A 19,535-nucleotide genomic window follows, 5' to 3' on the forward strand; every position below is an offset into this window, starting at 1 on the left:
GGGTGGACGTGGCTGAAACTGATCGTGAATTCCAAGCGCCGGGGGTTCCCGGCGTACATTCGCTGCCGAAGGAGAACAACACGATGATCAGCAATCAGCAAGTCGAAGGACTCATGGCCTCTTCGGGAAACGTGCTCGGTCCCAACGGAGACAAAATCGGATCCGTGGGAACGTTCTACCTCGATGACCAGACGAACGAGCCCGCCTGGGTGACGGTAAACACCGGGCTGTTCGGTTCCAACGAGACCTTTGTCCCCCTCAGTGAGGCAACCGTGGAGGGCATGGATGTGCTGGTGCCCTACTCCAAGGAAGAAGTGAAGAACGCTCCCCAAATCGAAAGCGACGGCTCCATCAGCGCCGAGGAGGAAGTCACTCTCTACCGTTACTACGGCTTTACGTACGACGACGGCAGCTCCGGCACTGACTCGATGGAAGCGGGCGGGGGAACGGACACCCTGATCGAGTCCGAAACGGACACCATTTCGGGCACGGAAGGACACTCGTCGGGCATGGGGTCCGGCTCAGGTATGGGCTCGGGAAGCGGGTCCGGAATGGGCAGCGGCTCGGGCACCGGTACTTCGAACCTTTCGGAGCGCAGCGGTTCGAATGTGGACGATGCAATGACCCGCTCGGAAGAGCGGCTCGACGTCGGCACCCAGCGCCGCGAGACCGGCAAGGCCCGGCTGCGCAAGTACACGGTGACGGAAAACGTAACCACCGAAGTGCCGGTGAGCCACGAAGAGGTCGTGATCGAGCGTGAGCCGATCACTGACGCCAACCGGGAAGCGGCGATGCGCGGTCCGGAGCTGCGCGAGGATGAGTACGAAGTCACCCTGCACAGCGAGGAGCCTGTTGTCGAGAAACACACCGAACCGGTGGAGCGCATCCGGCTGGGCACCGAAACCGTAAGCGGGTCGGAAACCGTGAGCGAAGAAGTGCAGAAGGAGAAGATCGACACCGAAGTGGATGATGCCTCCAAGCGCAACATGTCCACGGGATCAGGCCACGATTCCGGACACCACAGCTCCGGATCCGGCCACGACTCAGGATCGGGCGGTTCCGGATCGGGCGGTTCCGGATCGGGCCGCGATTCCGGGTCAGGCGGCTCGCGCTGATTCCCGATCCGGCCTTTTAGGGGCCAGGCTCCAAGGAACAGGAACAGGAACAGGAACAGACCCCGCAGCTGACCAGGCTGCGGGGTCTTTTCCTGTCCCGGCCAGAACCCCATGCGTCCCCATGAAATCCTGCTCTGACCTGCGGGAATGATGCCCGCCAAGTCGACGCATTGGAGGATTTGGGATAAGCTCCCTTGGTCAAAGTCCTAAGCAGACTTAGCGCTGCGTACTACCCAGGGGGGAATCATGTCTCATCAGTCTGCCCACAACCCGTATGCCCACAACCCGTATGCCCCGGCCCAGCCTGGACCGGCGGACCTGTCCCAGCCGCTCTACGGCGCCAGCTTCGGTGAAGCCATCAAGCGGTTCTTCAAGAAATACGCCACCTTTTCCGGCCGTGCTAGCCGCAGCGAATACTGGTGGTACATGCTGTTCAACTTCGTGGTCTACACCGCACTCGGCGTCATCGTGAACCTCGGCGTAAATTCCTATGGAGAACCGACAGGTCTCGGCATCATTGCGGCACTGCTGCTGCTGGCCTTCTCACTCGCCGTCCTGGTTCCCGGCATTGCCATCCTGGTCCGCCGCCTGCATGACGGCGGCTTCTCGGGCTGGATGGCACTCCTGGGGCTGGTGCCGTTTGTGGGTGGCCTCATCATCCTGGTCTTCGCGATCCTGCCCAGCAAGCCCGAAGGCGCACGCTTCGACGCCGGAGCCCAGCAGCAGTACGCAGCCTACCCGCAGGCATAACCGAGGGTATGTCCCGGCTCCCACCCCGGCCGGTATAACCGCAGGTGGGAGTCCAACCCCTTCCGGAACAGGGCCATGGCTTCAATACTGGGGGTATGACCCACGCTATTTCGTCATCTCCCGGCAGCGACGCCGGAAACGCTTCCGACGCACGCTCGGCTGATCTGGCAGAGGAATCAGTCCAGCTGGTCCGCCGCTGGCTCTCGGAGGCATCCACCATCCGCGTGGATGCCTCCGCAGCCCAGCTCGCAGGAATCCTGAAGGACCCGGGAGGACTCGAATTCACGGTCGGATTCGTGGACGGGGTCGTGCGTCCCGAAGACCTCACGGTTGCAGCCCGGAACCTTGCCGCGCTGGCACCGAAGGTCCCGGACTTCCTGCCCTGGTATATGCGCGCAGCCGTCCGTACCGGCGGAGTCCTGGCGCCGGTGCTGCCCGGCGTCGTCGTCCCCGCCGCCCGGGCGGTGCTGAGGCGAATGGTCGGGCACCTGATCATCGATGCAACCGATGCCCGGCTGGGAAAGAGCATCAGGCACATCCGCCGCGATGGTGTCCGCCTGAACATGAACCTCCTGGGTGAAGCGGTGCTTGGCCGCACGGAAGCGGCACGCCGGCTTGAGGGAACCCGGCGCCTGCTCGAACGCGAGGACGTGGACTACGTCTCGATCAAGGTTTCCTCCACCGTTGCACCGCATGCGCCCTGGGCCTTCGACGAGGCCGTTGCCGACGTCGTCGAGACACTCACGCCCCTCTATCGGCTCGCGGCCGGCGCTGCCCGGCCCAAGTTCATCAACCTGGACATGGAGGAGTACAAGGACCTGGAGCTGACCATGGCGGTGTTCATGGAGCTGCTCGCCCGTCCCGAGTTCCACCGGCTCGAAGCCGGTTTGGTGCTCCAGGCGTACCTGCCGGACGCCCTCGGCGCCATGCAGCGGCTCCAGGCTTTCGCCGCCGAACGCCGTGCCGGCGGCGGCGCCGGAATCAAGGTGCGGCTGGTCAAGGGGGCCAACCTCCCGATGGAAGCCGTTGAGGCCTCGCTGCACGGCTGGCCCCTTGCCACGTGGGGCAGCAAGCAGGAAACGGATACCAACTACAAGCGTGTCCTGGACTACGCCCTGCAGCCCGAACGGATTGCCAGCGTCCGGCTCGGAGTTGCCGGACACAACCTCTTCGACATCGCCTACGCCTGGCTGCTGGCCGGACGCCGCGGGGTGCGGGAAGGTATCGACGTCGAGATGCTCCTGGGCATGGCAGCCGCCCAGGCCGAGGTGGTCAAGGCAGACGTCGGGCACCTGCTCCTCTACACCCCGGTGGTGCACCCGGCAGAGTTCGACGTCGCCATCGCCTACCTGGTGCGCCGGCTCGAGGAGGGGGCCAGCAGTGAGAACTTCATGTCCGCCGTGTTCGACCTCGCCTCCGATGACGCTCTGTTTGAGCGGGAACGGCAGCGTTTCCTCTCCTCCCTGGACGCGCTGGACAGCTCGGTCCCGGAACCGAACCGCCGTCAGGACCGCACCCTGCCGCCCGTCCCGGCGGAAGAAGGATTCGAGAACACCCCGGACACGGACCCCTCCCTTCCGGCCAACCGGATGTGGGGGAGGGAAATCCTGGCCCGGGTTCCAGGCTCCGAGCTCGGGCTGCTGCCTCTGGCCGCGGCCCGGATCGAAAGCGAGGAGGAACTCGAGGAGATCCTGGCTGGAGCTGCCGCGGCACAGGCCGGATGGGCCGCTCTGGGCGGCAGCGGCCGTGCAGCTGTCCTCCGCCGGGCCGCCGAAGGACTGGAAACCCGGCGCGCCCAGCTGCTGGAAGTCATGGCTGCGGAGGCCGGCAAGACGCTGGACCAAGGTGACCCCGAGGTATCCGAGGCCATCGACTTCGCACGCTGGTACGCCGCGCGTGCCGAGGAGCTCGACGACGTCGACGGTGCGGTCTTCCACCCGTCCCGCCTTACCGTGGTTACCCCGCCCTGGAACTTCCCGGTCGCAATCCCGGCCGGCTCCACCCTCGCGGCGCTGGCCGCCGGTTCGGCCGTGGTGCTGAAGCCTGCCGGTCCGGCCAGCCGCTGCGGGGCAGTGCTGGCCGAAACGCTCTGGGAGGCCGGTGTGCCCCGGGACGTCCTGCGGTTCGTGCAGCTGGGGGAGTCTGAGCTTGGCCGCCAGCTCATCTCCCACCCGCTGGTGGACCGCGTCATCCTCACGGGAGCCTATGAGACCGCTGAACTCTTCCGGTCCTTCCGCCCCGAACTGCAGCTGCTGGCAGAGACCTCGGGCAAGAACGCCATTGTGGTGACTCCCAGCGCCGACTTTGACCTCGCTGCCCGGGACGTCGCCGCGTCTGCCTTCGGGCACGCCGGGCAGAAGTGTTCGGCTGCCTCGCTGGTGATCCTGGTGGGTTCCGTGGCTGAATCCCGGCGTTTCCACCACCAGCTCCTGGACGCTGTGCAATCACTGGTGGTGGGGCGTCCGGAGGATCCTGAAACTCAGATGGGCCCGGTGGTCGAGCCGGCAACGGGCAAACTGCTGCGCGGCCTGACGGAACTGGGCGCGGGGGAGTCCTGGGTCCTTCAGCCGCAGAAACTCGACGTCGAAGGCCGGCTCTGGAGCCCCGGGATCCGGGCCGGGGTCCGCCCGGGCTCCGAGTTCCACCTCACCGAGTATTTCGGACCCGTGCTTGGAGTCATGCGGGCATCGACCCTCGAGGAAGCCGTGAAACTGCAGAGCCAGGTGGAGTACGGCTTGACGGCAGGACTGCATTCACTGGATCCGGAGGAAATCCGCTTCTGGACCGGGAAGGTGCAGGCCGGAAACCTGTACGTGAACCGGGGAATCACCGGGGCGATTGTGCGGCGGCAGCCTTTCGGCGGCTGGAAGAAGTCCTCTGTAGGCGCAGGCACCAAGGCCGGTGGACCCAATTACCTGCTGGGCCTGGGCGGCTGGACATCCCGCCCCTCCACAGCGGACGCACAACCAGGACAGGACGCGGTTGCCCTGCTCGCCGAAGCGGACCTCTGCGGAAGCTACTCCGCGGCAGAGATGGATTTCCTGGCCCGCTCGGCGGCCAGTGACGAAGCCGCCTGGCGTGCCGGGTACGGCGAGGTCCGTGACGTCTCCGGCCTGCTCGCGGAGCGGAACCTGCTGCGCTACCTTCCGGTCGCCGTCCATGTCCGGCTTGCGGAGGGAGAGCCGGAGGCGGGCCTGCTGCGCGTGCTGTCTGCAGGCCTTCGCGCGGGCGCACCGGTGACAATCTCGGTTCCGTTCCCGCTGCCTTCGGGGATCTGCGCACTGCTTGCGGGCCGCGGCTACAGGGTGAGTGTGGAGGACGACGCCGGCTGGCTCGCCCGGCTGGGCTCCGGAACGGGGTTCGACGGCGGGCTGCCGGCCCGCATCCGGCTGCTCGGAGGGAACCGGCTTGCCGTCGCCGCTGCTGTTGGAGGCCGTCCCGACGTCGCGGTGTATGACCAGCCCGTGACCGAGTCGGGGCGGGTGGAACTGCTGCCGTTCCTGCACGAACAGGCCATCAGCATCACGGCGCACCGCTTCGGTACGCCGAGCCCTATCGCCGATGTGACCCCCGGGGTGCCCTAAGCCGAAATGTGCCCTAAGCCGGAATGTGCCCAGCGCCGGAATGTGCCCAGCGCCGGAACGGGTTTTGTGCTTCCTCTGGTCTTCGCTGCCCTCGGCTGTTACGGTCCTCGGCATGGACATGCTCATTTTCGAGTAGCGAACTGCGCGCCGGCCGGGAAGCCCTGGGTTTCCCCCCGCCGGTCCGCATCGCTCTAAGCAGACCGCACAGTACACAGCTTGTTGAGGCTGCGGCCTCCGAGTCCTTCCGTCTGCACCTCGAAAACCGCTGGTGGCGCAACGCCTCAGCGCGCCCGGAAGGGCACAGCCCGGCCCCGGCAAGCCTCAGAAGATCTGGAGCTAAAAACCATGACGAAGCCGATCAAGAAACCTACTGAAGTGTCCAACCAGATGTCCGCCGATCCGGAACTGCAGGTCAACATCGCGCCCGCAGCCGCCCGCAGGCTCAGTGAGGAAGGCCTGCGCCGCCTGGCTTCCGCCAAGTCCGCGGAGGAGGCGAACCTGCCGGGCTGGCAGAGCCTTGGCAAAGGAGGCAAACCGAACCACGCCAACGGCCGCCAGGGCCCGCGGGAACGTAAGGTCCGCTGGTAGGAATCCCTGGTGAACCGGCTGCAGGCTGCCCGCCTGCAGCCGGTTCGCTGTTGCGGGGAGGACTCTGCGGAGTTGGGGCCGGGCCGGATTCTTTGGGATGCTAAACATCATGGATTTAACACCCCCCGCCACTTTGCCCCGGTCTTCCGCCCACGCTACCGAAGAACTTCTCGCGTGGATTTCCGGTGGCCTGGGAACCATCCGCCTGAACCGGCCGCGGGCCTTGAACGCAATGAACGTGGACATGGTGAAGGCCATGGACCGGGTGCTGCAGGACTGGGCAGCGGACGACGCCGTCCGCGCCGTCCTGCTCATGGGTGCCGGTGACCGCGGCTTGTGCGCCGGCGGGGACATCCGTGCCATTGCCGCCGGAACAGACGCCGAAGCAATGGAGTTTTGGAGCGCGGAATATGCCCTCAACGCCACGGTAGCGTCCTTCCCGAAGCCATACGTCGCTGTGATGGACGGCGTCGTGATGGGCGGCGGCGTCGGCGTGTCCGGCCATGCGGGCATCCGGATCGTCACCGAACGGACCCAGGCGGCCATGCCGGAAGTGCGGATCGGTTTCAGCCCGGACTGCGCCGGGGCACTGCTCCTGGCCCAGGCGCCCGGCGAACTGGGCACGCATCTGGCCCTGACCGCCGGCACCATGACCGGGGCTGATGCCATCCTGTGCGGTTTTGCGGACTACTACGTCCCCTCCCGCTCACTTCGGGCGCTGGCAGCCGAACTGGAGGAATCGCCTTCCGACGCCGCCGCCGTGGTGGCGGGTTTCGCCGTCGAGCCGCCCGAAGCGCCGCTGGCAGCGGAGCAGGAATGGATCGACGAATGCTATGCCGGAACTGACCTGCAGCTCATTCTCGAACGCCTGGACGGCCATGAGGCACCGGCAGCTGCCGAAGCTGCGAAAGCGATCCGGGGTATGGCACCTTTCTCCCTGGCCGTTGCCCTGGCCGGGCTGCGCGCGGCAGCGCAGGACCCTGTGCTGGAGAAGGTGCTGGCCCGGGACCTGACCATGGCGGACCGGATGATCAGCCGGCCGGATTTCCGTGAAGGAGTCCGGGCCCGGCTGATTGACCGGGACGCTCCGGTATGGATGCCGGGGCGGCTGGAGGATGTGTCTGCCGAAGACGTCGCGTGGACGCTGGCTCTTTAGCAGCATCGCCGGCCGCGGTTGGCGGAGGGACGCTGGTCCCGCCGCCGGACCGGTGCCATGATGGTGGCCCGCACAGGTTCGGGCAAAGGACACCTCATGCTGCTCAACGGCAGGAATGCAATCATTTACGGCGGCGGCGGCTCGATCGGCGGTGCGGTCGGCCGGGCCTTCGCGCGTGAAGGTGCACGGGTTTTCCTGGCCGGCAGGCACGCCGAACCGCTGCAGGCCGTCGCGGAGCAGATCCGGGAGGCCGGCGGCCTGGCGGAAACCGCCGTCCTGGACGCGTTGAACCAGGAGGCGGTCAACGCGCACGCCGACGACGTCGCCTCCAGCGCCGGAAGCCTGGATATCTCCGTCAACGTCATCCAGCACGGTGATGTTCAGGGAACTCCGATGGCCGCCATGTATGTGGAGGACTATCTGCGACCGGTGTCCACCGCCGTCCAGGCAACCCTCACCACGGCCCAGGCTGCTGCCCGGCACATGATGGAACAGGGCTCCGGCGTTCTCCTGGCCTTCGGCGGATCAGGAACCCAGAGCGCGGGGCAGTACCTGGGCGGCCTGATCACAGCCCTGGAAGCGATTGAGGCAATGCGCCGCCAGCTCGCCGTCGAACTGGGACCGCACGGCATCCGTGTGGTGACCCTGCGTTCCGGCGGCATACCGGAGTCGCTGCCGGCGGACCTTCAGGGGCGGGAGGACATTGCCTCCGCGATTCAGGACGCCACGATGCTGGGCCGCGCCGCGACGCTCGAGGACGTCGGCAATGCGGCGGTCTTCGCGGCGTCGGACATGGCAGCGAGCGTGACGGCAGCAACGATCAACATCAGCGCAGGCGCGCTGATCGACTGGTAGCAGCGCCCGTTCCGGGGCAGGGAACGGCTTTAGGCGAGGGTCCGCCAGATGGTGTAATCTTCGGTGCTTACCGCCGTGTGTGCTCCGGACTCTTCGTCGCGCAGCCACAACGTAGCCAGCCCCGGGGCTGTATCCCGCACCTCTCCCCGATAGTAGACGTGGCCGCCGCTGCGGACTTCAACATGGTCTCCGCGGTGGATCGAACTGACATTGCGGATGCGGCGGGCAAAGGTATTGGGGGTAGATGGGGACGGGGTGGCTGAGGGCAAGCTTGTACTCCTGGACAGTTCCTAAGGGGGCCTAGTTATGTCAACGGATCAACTGCCCCCAAATATTCCCAAAGCGTTATCCACCCCCTGACGCAGGGTTGTCCGAAGGGTAAAGTCTGGGCCATGGACATCGTGGATTTCCTGCTGACGCGCTTTCACGAAGACGCCGCGGAGTCCCGCAAGCTGCTGGGCGGTTCCGAGATTTCGCTCTCGGACCGCTGGTATGAGGAACGGCTCCTGCGGGAATGCGAAGCGAAACTGATGCTGATCGACATCATCGGCGGTGCACGCCGCAATGCCCTGTCCAGGATGCTTCAGGACACGGAGGACGGCAGCCGTGCCTACGCAGACGAACTGGAATGGACCACGCTGGCCCTGGCAGCTTTGGCTGCTCCCTATGCCGACCATTCCGAATACCAGGATGTCTGGCGGCTGGTGGAAAAGCGGCCCTGATTTCCACCGTCCTCCGGGAGATCCCGCTGACCGTCCGCTGGCCTGTTGGGATGAACCGCAAACGCCTACATTGGCAGACATGACTGTGGAGACCGCATGAACGCCGTTAGTGAAGTTACCGGTGGGACATCCGCCGGCCGCGCCGTCCTGGAACAGCTCGCGCAAGCCAAGCGGGTGGCGACGACGTTCACCGGCTGGAACGGCGGGCGGCAGGATGTTTCGGACACAACCCTGCGGACGATCCTCGCGGCACGGGGAGCTCCAGCGGATACCCCGGCGCAGGCTGAGGAATCGCTGCGCGAGGCCCTGGCCGGGCCCTGGCGCAGGGTCCTGCCTCCGACAGTGGTGGCACGGGAGGGACACTCCGTATCCGTGGCCGTCCACCTGCCACCGGGAAGCACGGTGCGGGCATGGATCGACCTTGAGGACGGGGGCACGGCGCAGCTTTCCTGGCCCGGCGAGCCGGAGGAATCCGCCGTCGTCGACGGAACCGAAATCCAGCGCACGCAGCTGGCGCTGCCGGCGGAGCTTCCGCTGGGCTGGCACCGGCTGCACGTTGATGCCGGCGGCGTGCAGGCCGACTCCGTGCTGGTGGTTACACCGGATCGGCTGCCCGGTCCCGGACACGGAGGACAGGAACGGAGCTGGGGAATTATGGCCCAGCTGTATTCAGTCCGCTCCGAACGTTCCTGGGCGGTCGGTGACTTGGCGGACCTGGCCGATCTTTCCGCCATCTCCGGCGAAGCGGGTGCCGGATTCGTTCTGATCAATCCGCTCCATGCGGCGGAACCGGTGCCTCATGTCGAGGACTCGCCCTATCTTCCCGCAACGCGGCGGTTCTTCAACCCGCTCTACATCAGGGTGGAGGCTATCCCGGAGTACAGCTATCTTCCGTCCGCGACCCGCGCCGGAATCGAAGCCCGGGCCGCCGGCCAGCAGGCGCTGAACCATGACGCCAGGCTGCTTGACCGGGACACCGCCTTTGCGGCCAAACTCCAGAGCCTGCGAGAGGTGTACCAGGTGCCGCGCAGCCCCTCGCGCGAGCAGCAGTTCCAGGCCTTTGTCAGCGGCGAAGGCGCCGGACTGGAGAGTTTCGCCCTGTGGTGTGCCCTCGCCGCGCAGGCCCCGGCGGGGGCCCCGGAATGGGAAGCAGGGCTGCACAGCGACTATGCCCGGGCGAAGGCGGTTGAACTTTCCGCGGAGATACGGTTCTACCAGTGGCTCCAGTGGATCTGCGACGAGCAGCTTGAATACGCGCAGCGTGCGGCCAGGAGAGCCGGCATGGGCATCGGAATCGTGCACGACTTGGCAGTTGGTGTCCATCCCGGCGGTGCGGATGCCTGGACCCTGCGGGATGTGCTGGTTCCCGAGGTTTCGGTGGGGGCACCGCCGGACATGTTCAACCAGGTGGGGCAGGATTGGAGCCAGCCGCCCTGGGACCCGGACCGGCTGGCTGAAAGCGGTTACGGGGCCTACCGGGACATGCTCCGCACCGTCCTGCGGCATGCAGGCGGAGTCCGCGTGGACCATATCCTCGGCCTGTTCCGGCTCTGGTGGATCCCGCGCGGCGAGGCACCGGGCCACGGCGCGTACGTGTACTACGACCACGAGGCGCTCGTCGGAATCCTGGCCCTCGAAGCGCAGCGCGCCGGGGCTGTCGTGATCGGTGAGGACCTTGGGGTCTTCGAGCCCTGGGTCCAGGAATACCTTGCCGAACGGGGTGTCCTGGGAACGTCGATCCTCTGGTTTGAGCACACCGCTGACGGGCCGCGCCAGCCTGCGGACTACCGCGCGGGGGCACTCGCCACGATCGGGACCCATGACCTTCCGCCTGCCGCCGGCTACCTTGCCGGAGAGCATGTCAGGCTGAGGGACTCCCTGGGGCTGCTGAACCGCCCGCTGGAGGAAGAACGCGCCCTGGACCGGGAAGCGACGTCGGCAATCCTGGACCTGGTCAAGGAACACGGACTGCTCTCCGAAGAGGCGGGAGAACAAGAGACTGTCGAAGCGCTGCACCGCTTTATCGCCGAGACGCCGTCAGTGCTCATCGGCGTCGGCCTTGTCGATGCCGTGGGGGAATCCCGCATCCAGAACCAGCCGGGGACATCAAATGAATATCCGAACTGGCGGATTCCGCTGGCCGGCCCGGACGGGGCGCCTGTCCTGCTGGAAGACCTTGCCGGAAATCAGCGGTTCCGTTCCCTCGCCGAGGTCATGAACGAGTCACTGCGGGGATCGCCTCCGGCCGGGTGACCGGTTACGGGCCGGCCGGCGCGGGGTGCCTGCCGGCCCGCGTTAGCCGGAGCAGGAGCTAAGCGGGCTGCTGGTCAGCGAAGGCCACCCGGCGAAGCAGGGACCGGAGCTGGTCCCTTTCGGCGGGGGAGAGGGCCCCGAGGGCACTGTTTCCTGCATTCTGGACAATTGCCGCCGCCTCCGCATAGAGGCGCTTGCCTGCGGCAGTCGGTGTGATGATGTTGGACCGGCGGTCCCGCGGATCGGCCTTGCGTTTCACTGCGCCGCGCTTCTCCAGTGCGTCCACCAGGGCCACGATCTGGCTCGGGTCCAGGAAGAGGAACTCGGCCAGTTCGCGCTGCGAGGGTTTCAATCCGCTGCAGGCCAGGGAGAGCACCGAATACGAACGCACTTTGAGGTCCAGGGCGGCCAGATCCTCGTTCGCACGCCGCGAACCCACAGAGCGGGCCCGGGCGGCCAGGAACTCCGTTTCATTCGCCAGTTCGGAGGAATACAGCCGTTCAATCCCGGTCTCGGGAGCGGTAGCTGCGGCAGCGTTGTCCTGTCGGGCGGTCTGAGTCATGGGTCCAGAGTACGCCCAATCACAACTGTTGACATTCTCAATCATCTCGGTTGTTATGGTGTGAGGTAGGACACAATAATGAGGAGTCATCATGTCCCTGGACGGCAAAGTCGCGATTGTTACCGGCAGCGGGCGGGGGCTGGGCCTCGCTTACGCCCGGGAGCTGGCCCGGCAGGGTGCGGCTGTGGTGGTGAACGACGTCGATGCTTCTGTGGCTGAAGAGGCAGTCGCGGTGATCACGGCCGACGGCGGGCGTGCCGTGGCCGTTGTTGCCCCGGTGGGGTCCACCGAGACGGCGAAGGCCCTGGTGGATGCTGCGGTGGAGAACTTCGGCGGCCTGGACATCCTGGTGACCAATGCCGGGGTACTGCGCGATAAGTCGCTGCTGAAGATGACCGATGAGGACTTTGACCTGGTGATCAACGTGCACCTGCGCGGGACGTTCACCTGTGTGCGGGAGGCCTACGCCTACTTCAAGGAACACAAGGAAACTTCGGACAGACCAACTACGCTGCGGCGAAGGCCGGGATCGTGGGCATGGTGCGGACCTGGGCGATGGAGATGAAGAAGGCCGGTGTGACTGCCAATGCGGTGATTCCGGTGGCCGCGACGGCGATGACGAAGACGGTCCCGTCCGTGGAAGCGGACGAGCGCGGTGAGGCGATGCCTGATTTCTTCCGCAAGGACCTGGGTTTTGGTACGGCGGAGGATGTTGCCGGGCTGGTGGCGTTCCTGGCGTCGGAGGAAGCTGCCGGGATCACTGGCCAGGCGATTGGTGTGGGCGGGGACCGTTTGCAGCTGTGGTCCCATCCTGAGGCTGTGGCCACTGAGTACCGTGACGGCGGCTGGTCTTATGCGGATCTTGCGTCGGCGTTCCCGTTCGCCGGACAGCAGCAGAGTGTGGGGGAGAAGTTCCCGCCGCTGCCCGAAGAGCTCCAGCCGCAGACCGCTTCCAACTAGCTACGACGAAGAAACAGGAAAACCCTATGAGCGCTACCGTTGTCACCCTCGAAGAACTTCCCTCACTGGTCGGCAAGGACCTGGGCTACACCGATTACATCGAGATCACCCAGGACCAGATCAACACCTTTGCCGACGCGACCGATGACCATCAGTGGATCCACACCGATCCGGAAAAGGCCAAGGACGGGCCCTTCGGAGCTCCGATTGCCCACGGGTTCCTGACCCTGTCCCTGATCATTCCGCTGTGGAGCGCCCTGTTCGACGTGGACGGCGTGAAGACCAAGGTCAACTACGGCCTGGACCGGGTCCGGTTCACGAACCCGGTGAAGGTGGGCTCCAAGGTCCGGCTGCACTCTGTGATCGCAGAGGTCACCGAGGTGAAGGGCGGCGTGCAGATCAAGACGTCCAACACCATCGAGATCGAAGGCGAGGAACGTCCCGCCGTCGTCGCTGAATTCCTGGCCCGTTTCTACGCCTGATTCCCCTGGCGTCCCTGACTTCCGGCTCCCTCCGCGGGCCGGGAAGGAAAAGCTGTACCAAGCACCATCACCGCAGTATCCGTTTCTCCCCTCAAGGAAGAGGAAAGTTATGAGGCACTTCATTACCCGCCGGTCCGCGAAGGTATTTGCGCTCGGCGCCGTTGCGACGCTGGCACTGGCAGGCTGCGGCGGCGGCAGCCTGTCCGGCAGCGAGTCCGGATCACCTGCCGCTTCCGAGTCCGCCGGAAGCGGTGAACTCGAGAAGGTAGTAGTCGGTGTCCTGGCGATCGCGCCGTCGGCTGCCATGCACTACGGCATCGAGGAAGGCGTCTTCGAGAAGCACGGACTCGACGTCACGCTCGAGACGGGCCAGGGAGGCGCGGCGATGCTTCCGGCCGTCTCCACCGGCAGCATGAACTTCGCCGTAGGCAACCCGCTGACAGTGATGGTGGCCAAGGACAAGGGCCTGGACATGAAGATCGTCACGGGTTACTCCAACTCCTACGCGGAGGGGGAGGACATCAACGGCGTGGTCGCCCGGGCAGACTCCGGCATCACCTCCTTTGCCGACCTGGAGGGCAAGACCGCCACGGTCAACGCCATCAACACCCAGGGCGACCTGACCATCATGGAAGCCGCCTCACTGGCCGGTGCCGATCCCAGCGCCATCAACTTCTCCGAAATGCCGTTCGCGGACATGGAAGCGCAGCTCGAGCTGGGCAACACAGATGCCGTCTGGCTTCCCGAGCCGTTCCTGAGCAAGGCACTCTCCAACCCGGACAACGTCCTGGTCGGCTACTCCAACCAGGAAGCCGTTCCCGGAATGCCCACCATGGTGTCCTTCACCTCCGGCAAGTATGCGTCTGAAAACCCGGAAACCGTGGCCAAGTTCAAGGACGCCATGGAGGAACTCCTGGTCCAGGCGGAGGAGAACATCGACGACGTCAAGGCAACCCTGCCCGACTTCATGACCATGCCTCCCGAAGTTGCCGCGAACCTCAAGATGGAGCAGTACGAGGCCGAACTTCGCACTGAAGAGCTCACCGACATGGGCGAACTGATGCTCAAGTACAAGTTCGTCGAAAAGGCCCCTGACCTGGGCTCCATGACGGTCGAATAGAGCCGTGCCGGGGCCTGCTTCCTCCGGCTGGCCCCGGCACTACCTCCGGCAACTCACCCACCGATGAAGGATTTCGAGCAATGCAGAACCAGGGCCTGGGCTCATGGATCCACCGCCAGCGGGTTAAGTCTGGATCCAAGACTGCACTGATTTTCCGGGACAGCAGCATTTCCTACGCCGAGTTGGACGCCCGGATCAACCGGCTGGCTTCCGTGCTCCGAGCCAACGGCGTGGAACACGGATCCAGGGTCGCTTTCCTGGGCGACAACCACCCGGCGTTCTTGGAGACCTTCTTCGCTGCCGGATCTCTTGGGGCAGTGTTTGTTCCGCTTAATACCAGGCTGGCCCCACCGGAGATCCAGTACGCGCTGCAGGACTCCGGGAGCATCATCCTGGTGAATACCCTGGCCCTGGACGAACTTGCGGTCCGCGGCGCCCGGGAGACCGGCGTCGAACTCCGCCTGCTCGTGGATGACGGCAGCGGTGCGGCCTCCGCGGAGGCCGGCAGCCTGCCGGTCCAGGCGTACGAGGACTGCTTCTCCACTGATGCCCCGTTTGCTGACGCTGAAGTCTCGCTTGAGGACGGCGCCATCATCCTCTACACCTCAGGGACAACTGGACGACCCAAGGGTGCGCTGCTGACACACGCCAATCTCGCCTGGAACTGCTTCAACGTGCTGGTGGATTACGACGTCGCCGGGGACGACGTGGCGCTCATGATCTCGCCGCTCTTCCATGTTGCCTCGCTGGACATGGGGGTTCTTCCCAACCTGCTCAAGGGTGCAACCGTCATTCTGGAAACCCGGTTTGAACCGGGCCGGACGCTGGAGCTGATCGAAAAGTACCGCGCCACCTTTATCAGCGGTGTGCCCACCACCTACCAGTTGCTGTGTGAACATCCGGACTGGCCCAAGCGCGACATCAGCTCGCTGCGCAAACTGACCTGCGGCGGTTCCGCCGTTCCGCTGCGGGTGATCGACGCCTACGAAGAACGGGGTCTCGGATTCTCCAACGGCTACGGCATGACCGAAACGGCTCCCGGAGCGACTGCCCTGCCGCCGTCGCGCTCCCGGGAGAAGGCCGGCTCCGCCGGAATCCCGCACTTTTTCACGTCGGTTCGGGTCACGCGTCCTGATGGCGCGGTTGCCGCTGCGGGAGAGGTCGGCGAGGTCCAGATCAGCGGGCCGAACGTCATCAAGTCCTATTGGAACCGGCCTGAGGCCACGGAGGAATCCTTCACCGACGGGTCCTGGTTCCGTTCCGGCGATATGGGCTATTTCGACGGCGACGGCTTCCTCTTCATCTCCGACCGGCTCAAGGACATGATCATTTCCGGCGGGGAGAACATTTATCCGGCCGAGGTGGAGCAGATCATCAGCGAACTCGAGGCTGTCAGCGGTGTGGCTGTGATTGGGATACCCGACGAGAAGTGGGGCGAAGTGCCAAAGGCCATCATCACCCTGCGTGACGGGTACGCCCTTGACCCTGCTGAGGTTCCGGCGCACCTGGACGGACGAGTGGCCAGGTACAAGATCCCCAAGACGGTTGAAATCGTGCCGGATTTCCCGCGGACGGCCAGCGGAAAGATCCGGAAGGCCGACCTGCGGCGGGAGCATGCCGGCTAGCTGATCCGGCTGATCCGGCGGCTGGTTAAGGGCGGCTCATTCAACGGCTCATTCGACGGCGATGAACGGGACCGTCCTGCCCGTTCGCGCCAGCACCCGTTGTTCCAGGTCCGCTCCGTCGGGAACGTCCACCGGCCGGTCAAAGAGGCCGGGCGCGTAGGCAAGGTCGCCGAACCCGTCCATGGCTGCCCCGATGTCATTGAGGTCCTTTTCGGTCAGCAGCGCATCCAGTCCCTGGGACACGGCAAGGTCCCACCGGTGCACCAGAAGATCGCCGCCGTAAAACCCCGCAAGGGTTTCCCCGATGGTGCTGGGGCCGAAGTAGCCCGCGAAACTCCGGCGGGCGACGTCGGGATCTGCCAGCAGGCCGGCCACCGTTTTCTCGTGTTTGGTCCATTGCCGGACCGGCCCGGTGTCCGCTGCGGCATCGCCTCCCAGGAGATTATGCTGCTCCAGGAACTCCCGCTCCGTCGACACTATGTGTGCCACGATGTCCCGTGCCCGCCACTGGGCGCAGGGTGTCGGCGCGTCCCAGTCAGCGGCTGCCATCACGACGGCGGTAAATGGGTCTGCCCGTTCACGCCACATTCGCAGTGCTTCCGTCATATTCTTCTCCTTGTCATTTCCGCCAGGTTTGGGTTATCTGAGGCTAGGGCCGCGCCCCGCTGCCTGTCTTGTACGAATCCGTCAGTGTGGAGGGCAGGTGAAGCCGTGGACGAAATCAGCAGGGGACACCTCAATGACCCGGAGGACGGTTCCGTTACGATCTACCGCCGTGACCCCTCCGCTTCCCTCCGGAACTGGCTTCAGGTTTTCTGGATTCCCGTGTGGTCGGTTCCTGAGTCCGGGTTTCGTGAGCAGCGGGTCCTCACCCACCCGGTGTGTTTGCTGAGCATTACGGATTCGTACGCACGTCTGGTCGGACCGGCCAGCGTTGCGGCACGGCAGGTGCTCCGCGGCGACGGCTGGGCGTTTGGGGTGATGTTCCGTCCCGGCGTTGGACGGCGCTTGCTGGGCCGCGATGTTTCGGCGATAACCGACGGACACGCGGATCTCTCGGAGATAGCGCTCCTTCACGGCCTTGCGGAGGAGATACGGAATCTCATGCAGGCCGACCCCCGAAGTGCGGATGCACATCGAGCGGCACAGGACGTCGTGGAAGGGCGGGTTGCGTCACTTGGCCACCCGGATGACGGTGCAGTCCTCGCCGGCAGGGTGGTCTCCATGGTGGAGGATCCGCTGATTGCTTCCGTTGCCGATCTTTGTGAAGCGCTTGATTTGCCGGAGCGAAAACTCCAGCGGCTGTGTTCCGGCTTCCTCGGTGTGAGTCCACGCTGGCTGATCCGGCAGCGGCGGCTGCAGGAAGCAGGGGAGCAGCTCAGGAACGGAGGGTCCCTTGCAGATCTTTCCACGCGGCTCGGGTACACCGATCAGTCCCACTTCTCCCGGGATTTCCGAGCGGCTACCGGATGGCCCCCTGGCCTGTTTGCGCGCATGGCGAAGGGAGTGCCTGGGGAGGTACGGTGACGCGCGGGCCCGTCGCTGCCCCGTGATGACTGCCGCCGTTGCCGTTGCCGTTGCCGCCGGCGCCGGGCGCCGGCAGGCACCGCTTCCCGGGTACGCTGCTTAGTCAGGGGCCAGGTCAGCGGCCGGCGCATCGGCCGCCCGCCGATGCGCCGGCCGATACGCCGTTGGGGAGGAACGCCAACATGACAACGAGCCTGCTGCTGCTTGCAGACACCCACCTGCCGTTGCGGGCCAAAGCCCTGCCGGACGAGGTCTGGGCCGCGGTTGAAGCTGCAGACCTGGTGGTACATGCCGGCGACTGGGTGAACGAGGATCTGCTGGACGAGCTCGAGGACCGGTCCCGCGCGCTGCTGGCCTGCTGGGGAAACAATGACGGGCCGGGCCTGCGTGCCAGGCTCCCCGAAGTCGCCCGCGCCGTCGTCGAGGACGTGAGAATCGCCGTCGTACATGAGACAGGCGCCGCCCGCGGGCGTGAAGCGCGCATGGCTGAGGCCTATCCCGGGACAGACCTGCTGGTCTTCGGGCACAGCCACATTCCGTGGGATACCGCCGCGCCGGGCGGCCTGCGGCTGCTGAATCCAGGTTCACCCACAGACCGGCGCAGGCAGCCGTTCTGCACGTACATGGTCGTTACCGTGGATGGCCGGACGGTCGAGGCTGACCTGCGGCGGTTGCCGCTGCGCGGGTTGCGGGTGCAGGCCGGGCCGGTTCCCTGAGGATTATCCACAACGTCGCCACGTGGCGGTTCGTGCCAGATGTTTTCCACAAAGGGGCCTGCGGAAGGACGTTCCCTTTAGCAGGGCTGGCACTTTTGGGCCTATGGAAAAAAGGGGTGCTTCAGAAGGAGTTCGGACAGATGCCGCTTCGGCCATGTCCGGGCGAGGTCTGCTCAACGACTTCACTCTGGCGGAAGGAATCTCCAGACGCTTCAGCGGGTCCTTGACCGTTTCGGATGTTGACGCCCTTGATGCTGCCGAAGCCGTCGAAATGCTGGAGGCGGTTGCGTCGCTGACTGCCTGGGCCCAGGCGCTGCAAGCCAGGGTGGTGCACCGCATGGAGGAACTCATCAACCGTGAGGTTGAGGAGATGCTGCAGAAGCCTGATCCGGTGATGGCCATGTCGCTGACTGCAGCCGAGGCTGGTTCCGTGCTGCGGTTGCCGCATATGACGGCGATGCATTTGGTCAGCGATTCGGAAGCACTGTGCGACCGGTATCCGGAGACACTGGCGAGCCTTTCCCACGGCAGTATCAGCTACCGGCACGCGCAGGCAGTTATCGACCAGGCTGACAGTGTCCCGGAGGAGGAACGGCGGGGGTTCCAGTCCGAGCTGCTGGCTTTGGCGGAGGGACAGACCTGCGCCCACCTGATGCGTGCGGCTCGGCGGCTCAGGGAACGGCGCTGGCCGGAGACCATGATTGAGCGTCACCGTGCCGCCTTGGAGAAACGCAGAGTGGGCTTTGACCCTCTTCCCGACGGTATGGGCCAGTTCACTGCTTTTGTGGCAGCGGAGACAGGACAGGCAATCCTCTCGAAGCTGACGGCGGCTGCTCGGGGGCAGCAACAGGCAGGGGACACGCGAACCGTGGACCAACTGCGCGCAGACATCTTCAGCTCCCTAATGCTTGGAGCAGGTCCCGACGATCCGGCCGTGCCGCAGGTTGCGGGCAACGGGGACACGGTTCATGAAGTCCCCGGAATCGCCGCCGAAATCATGGTGCTGATCCCCGCGGACACGCTCTTTGGCGGCGACGACAAAGTTGCCGAACTAAACGGCTACGGCCCGATCAGCTCAGAGGCTGCCCGGAGATTGGCAAGACAAGCGCTCCACTGGACAGGGCTGGTCCAGGATCCGGCTACCGGGGAGATCCTGGCAGTGGGCCGGCGTCGCCGGGTTCCCGCCGGACTCAAACGCTGGCTGCAGGCGCGGGATGGCACATGCCGCTTTCCGGGATGTTCGGTCAGTACGCCGCGGACCGAAATCGACCACACGATCCCGTGGTCCCATGGCGGTCCGACCGAGCACGGAAATCTGGCCAACCTGTGCCCGAAGCACCACAGATACAAGACACTGGGATTCTGGTCGGCCGACCAGCCGGTTCCCGGGGTCTTGAAGTGGAGATCGACTCTTGGTCGCACCTACCAGGTCAAACCTGTACTGGACTATGGGCGGCCGACCTATCCTGCGGCCGGGGAAGGGCCGGAAACCCGGGCAGGATAGGTGGCTCGGATTACGT

At 65.4% G+C, this 19,535-nt stretch carries 17 protein-coding genes and 1 pseudogene; 15 read left to right on the top strand and 3 right to left on the bottom strand.

The features are described 5' to 3' along the window. Window positions 1-8: 8 nt before the first annotated feature. The 6 genes from LOC59_RS01115 (at window position 9) to LOC59_RS01140 (ending at window position 8,048) form a co-directional block, all read left to right on the top strand. Complete coding sequence (locus LOC59_RS01115) at window positions 9-1,115, top strand: YsnF/AvaK domain-containing protein (protein WP_331460382.1); 1,107 nt, start codon at window positions 9-11, stop codon at window positions 1,113-1,115. Between the two features lie 246 nt (window positions 1,116-1,361). Further along, complete coding sequence (locus LOC59_RS01120) at window positions 1,362-1,865, top strand: DUF805 domain-containing protein (RefSeq protein ID WP_227895827.1); 504 nt, start codon at window positions 1,362-1,364, stop codon at window positions 1,863-1,865. Window positions 1,866-1,960: 95 nt separating this feature from the next. Beyond that, window positions 1,961-5,449: a proline dehydrogenase family protein gene (locus tag LOC59_RS01125; protein ID WP_229970246.1), complete on the top strand. Its 3,489-nt coding sequence runs from the start codon at window positions 1,961-1,963 to the stop codon at window positions 5,447-5,449. Between the two features lie 345 nt (window positions 5,450-5,794). Then, window positions 5,795-6,037 (top strand): hypothetical protein, encoded by a 243-nt coding sequence (locus LOC59_RS01130; RefSeq protein WP_227895825.1) that lies wholly within the window; start codon window positions 5,795-5,797, stop codon window positions 6,035-6,037. A gap of 109 nt (window positions 6,038-6,146) precedes the next feature. Continuing rightward, on the top strand, window positions 6,147-7,193 hold the full coding sequence (locus LOC59_RS01135; RefSeq protein ID WP_229970249.1) for a 3-hydroxyisobutyryl-CoA hydrolase: 1,047 nt from the start codon (window positions 6,147-6,149) through the stop codon (window positions 7,191-7,193). 18 nt (window positions 7,194-7,211) lie between these two features. Continuing rightward, window positions 7,212-8,048: an SDR family NAD(P)-dependent oxidoreductase gene (locus LOC59_RS01140; RefSeq protein WP_229970252.1), complete on the top strand. Its 837-nt coding sequence runs from the start codon at window positions 7,212-7,214 to the stop codon at window positions 8,046-8,048. A gap of 29 nt (window positions 8,049-8,077) precedes the next feature. On the opposite strand, the gene LOC59_RS01145 is transcribed toward LOC59_RS01140, so the two are convergent. After that, window positions 8,078-8,317, bottom strand: coding sequence for a hypothetical protein (locus tag LOC59_RS01145; RefSeq protein WP_227895822.1), 240 nt, complete (start codon window positions 8,315-8,317; stop codon window positions 8,078-8,080). A gap of 123 nt (window positions 8,318-8,440) precedes the next feature. On the opposite strand from LOC59_RS01145, the gene LOC59_RS01150 reads away from it, so the two are divergent. Both LOC59_RS01150 and malQ read left to right on the top strand, forming a co-directional pair. Next, the gene (locus LOC59_RS01150) at window positions 8,441-8,770 is read left to right on the top strand and encodes a DUF6221 family protein (protein WP_227895821.1); all 330 of its coding nucleotides are present in this window, start codon (window positions 8,441-8,443) and stop codon (window positions 8,768-8,770) included. A gap of 96 nt (window positions 8,771-8,866) precedes the next feature. Further along, window positions 8,867-11,023 (top strand): 4-alpha-glucanotransferase, encoded by a 2,157-nt coding sequence (malQ, locus tag LOC59_RS01155; RefSeq protein ID WP_229970255.1) that lies wholly within the window; start codon window positions 8,867-8,869, stop codon window positions 11,021-11,023. Window positions 11,024-11,081: 58 nt separating this feature from the next. Here malQ and LOC59_RS01160 read toward each other — a convergent pair whose 3' ends face one another. After that, the gene (locus tag LOC59_RS01160; RefSeq protein ID WP_229970259.1) at window positions 11,082-11,585 is read right to left on the bottom strand and encodes a MarR family winged helix-turn-helix transcriptional regulator; all 504 of its coding nucleotides are present in this window, start codon (window positions 11,583-11,585) and stop codon (window positions 11,082-11,084) included. 91 nt (window positions 11,586-11,676) lie between these two features. Between LOC59_RS01160 and LOC59_RS01165 the strand changes: the two are divergent. The 4 genes and pseudogenes from LOC59_RS01165 to LOC59_RS01180 all read left to right on the top strand — a co-directional run bounded on the left by LOC59_RS01165 (window position 11,677) and on the right by LOC59_RS01180 (window position 15,772). Beyond that, window positions 11,677-12,545: pseudogene (locus LOC59_RS01165) on the top strand (SDR family NAD(P)-dependent oxidoreductase). 26 nt (window positions 12,546-12,571) lie between these two features. Further along, a complete protein-coding gene (locus LOC59_RS01170) occupies window positions 12,572-13,027 on the top strand; it encodes a MaoC family dehydratase (RefSeq protein ID WP_227893939.1) in 456 nt (151 codons plus the stop codon). Window positions 13,028-13,136: 109 nt separating this feature from the next. Beyond that, window positions 13,137-14,147 carry an ABC transporter substrate-binding protein gene (locus LOC59_RS01175; protein WP_227893940.1) on the top strand — a complete coding sequence of 337 codons (1,011 nt, stop codon included), beginning with the start codon at window positions 13,137-13,139 and terminating at the stop codon, window positions 14,145-14,147. An 80-nt stretch (window positions 14,148-14,227) separates the two neighbouring features. Next, on the top strand, window positions 14,228-15,772 hold the full coding sequence (locus LOC59_RS01180; RefSeq protein WP_229970262.1) for an acyl-CoA synthetase: 1,545 nt from the start codon (window positions 14,228-14,230) through the stop codon (window positions 15,770-15,772). Window positions 15,773-15,820: 48 nt separating this feature from the next. Here the strand turns inward: LOC59_RS01180 and LOC59_RS01185 are convergent, their stop codons facing one another. Then, entirely contained in the window at window positions 15,821-16,378 is a 558-nt protein-coding gene (locus LOC59_RS01185) for a maleylpyruvate isomerase N-terminal domain-containing protein (protein ID WP_229970264.1), read from the bottom strand. A gap of 105 nt (window positions 16,379-16,483) precedes the next feature. On the opposite strand from LOC59_RS01185, the gene LOC59_RS16720 reads away from it, so the two are divergent. The 3 genes from LOC59_RS16720 (at window position 16,484) to LOC59_RS01200 (ending at window position 19,519) form a co-directional block, all read left to right on the top strand. After that, the gene (locus LOC59_RS16720; protein WP_229970267.1) at window positions 16,484-17,299 is read left to right on the top strand and encodes a helix-turn-helix domain-containing protein; all 816 of its coding nucleotides are present in this window, start codon (window positions 16,484-16,486) and stop codon (window positions 17,297-17,299) included. Between the two features lie 182 nt (window positions 17,300-17,481). After that, window positions 17,482-18,015: a metallophosphoesterase family protein gene (locus LOC59_RS01195; protein WP_227893944.1), complete on the top strand. Its 534-nt coding sequence runs from the start codon at window positions 17,482-17,484 to the stop codon at window positions 18,013-18,015. A gap of 154 nt (window positions 18,016-18,169) precedes the next feature. Beyond that, window positions 18,170-19,519, top strand: a complete 1,350-nt coding sequence (locus tag LOC59_RS01200; RefSeq protein ID WP_229970270.1) for an HNH endonuclease signature motif containing protein — start codon at window positions 18,170-18,172, stop codon at window positions 19,517-19,519. The last annotated feature ends 16 nt before the right edge of the window (window positions 19,520-19,535 follow it).

This window comes from Arthrobacter sp. zg-Y916 (genome assembly GCF_020907385.1).
GTDB classification, from domain to species: domain Bacteria; phylum Actinomycetota; class Actinomycetes; order Actinomycetales; family Micrococcaceae; genus Arthrobacter_B; species Arthrobacter_B caoxuetaonis.

Coding starts and splice junctions, on each gene's coding strand:
- LOC59_RS01180 (WP_229970262.1), top strand. CDS start 14,228: ATGCAGAACCAGGGCCTGGGCTCATGGATCCACCGCCAGCGGGTTAAG.
- LOC59_RS01150 (WP_227895821.1), top strand. CDS start 8,441: ATGGACATCGTGGATTTCCTGCTGACGCGCTTTCACGAAGACGCCGCG.
- LOC59_RS01160 (WP_229970259.1), bottom strand. CDS start 11,585: ATGACTCAGACCGCCCGACAGGACAACGCTGCCGCAGCTACCGCTCCC.
- LOC59_RS01120 (WP_227895827.1), top strand. CDS start 1,362: ATGTCTCATCAGTCTGCCCACAACCCGTATGCCCACAACCCGTATGCC.
- LOC59_RS01200 (WP_229970270.1), top strand. CDS start 18,170: ATGTCCGGGCGAGGTCTGCTCAACGACTTCACTCTGGCGGAAGGAATC.
- LOC59_RS01170 (WP_227893939.1), top strand. CDS start 12,572: ATGAGCGCTACCGTTGTCACCCTCGAAGAACTTCCCTCACTGGTCGGC.
- LOC59_RS01135 (WP_229970249.1), top strand. CDS start 6,147: ATGGATTTAACACCCCCCGCCACTTTGCCCCGGTCTTCCGCCCACGCT.
- malQ (WP_229970255.1), top strand. CDS start 8,867: ATGAACGCCGTTAGTGAAGTTACCGGTGGGACATCCGCCGGCCGCGCC.
- LOC59_RS01130 (WP_227895825.1), top strand. CDS start 5,795: ATGACGAAGCCGATCAAGAAACCTACTGAAGTGTCCAACCAGATGTCC.
- LOC59_RS01175 (WP_227893940.1), top strand. CDS start 13,137: ATGAGGCACTTCATTACCCGCCGGTCCGCGAAGGTATTTGCGCTCGGC.
- LOC59_RS01185 (WP_229970264.1), bottom strand. CDS start 16,378: ATGACGGAAGCACTGCGAATGTGGCGTGAACGGGCAGACCCATTTACC.
- LOC59_RS01125 (WP_229970246.1), top strand. CDS start 1,961: ATGACCCACGCTATTTCGTCATCTCCCGGCAGCGACGCCGGAAACGCT.
- LOC59_RS01195 (WP_227893944.1), top strand. CDS start 17,482: ATGACAACGAGCCTGCTGCTGCTTGCAGACACCCACCTGCCGTTGCGG.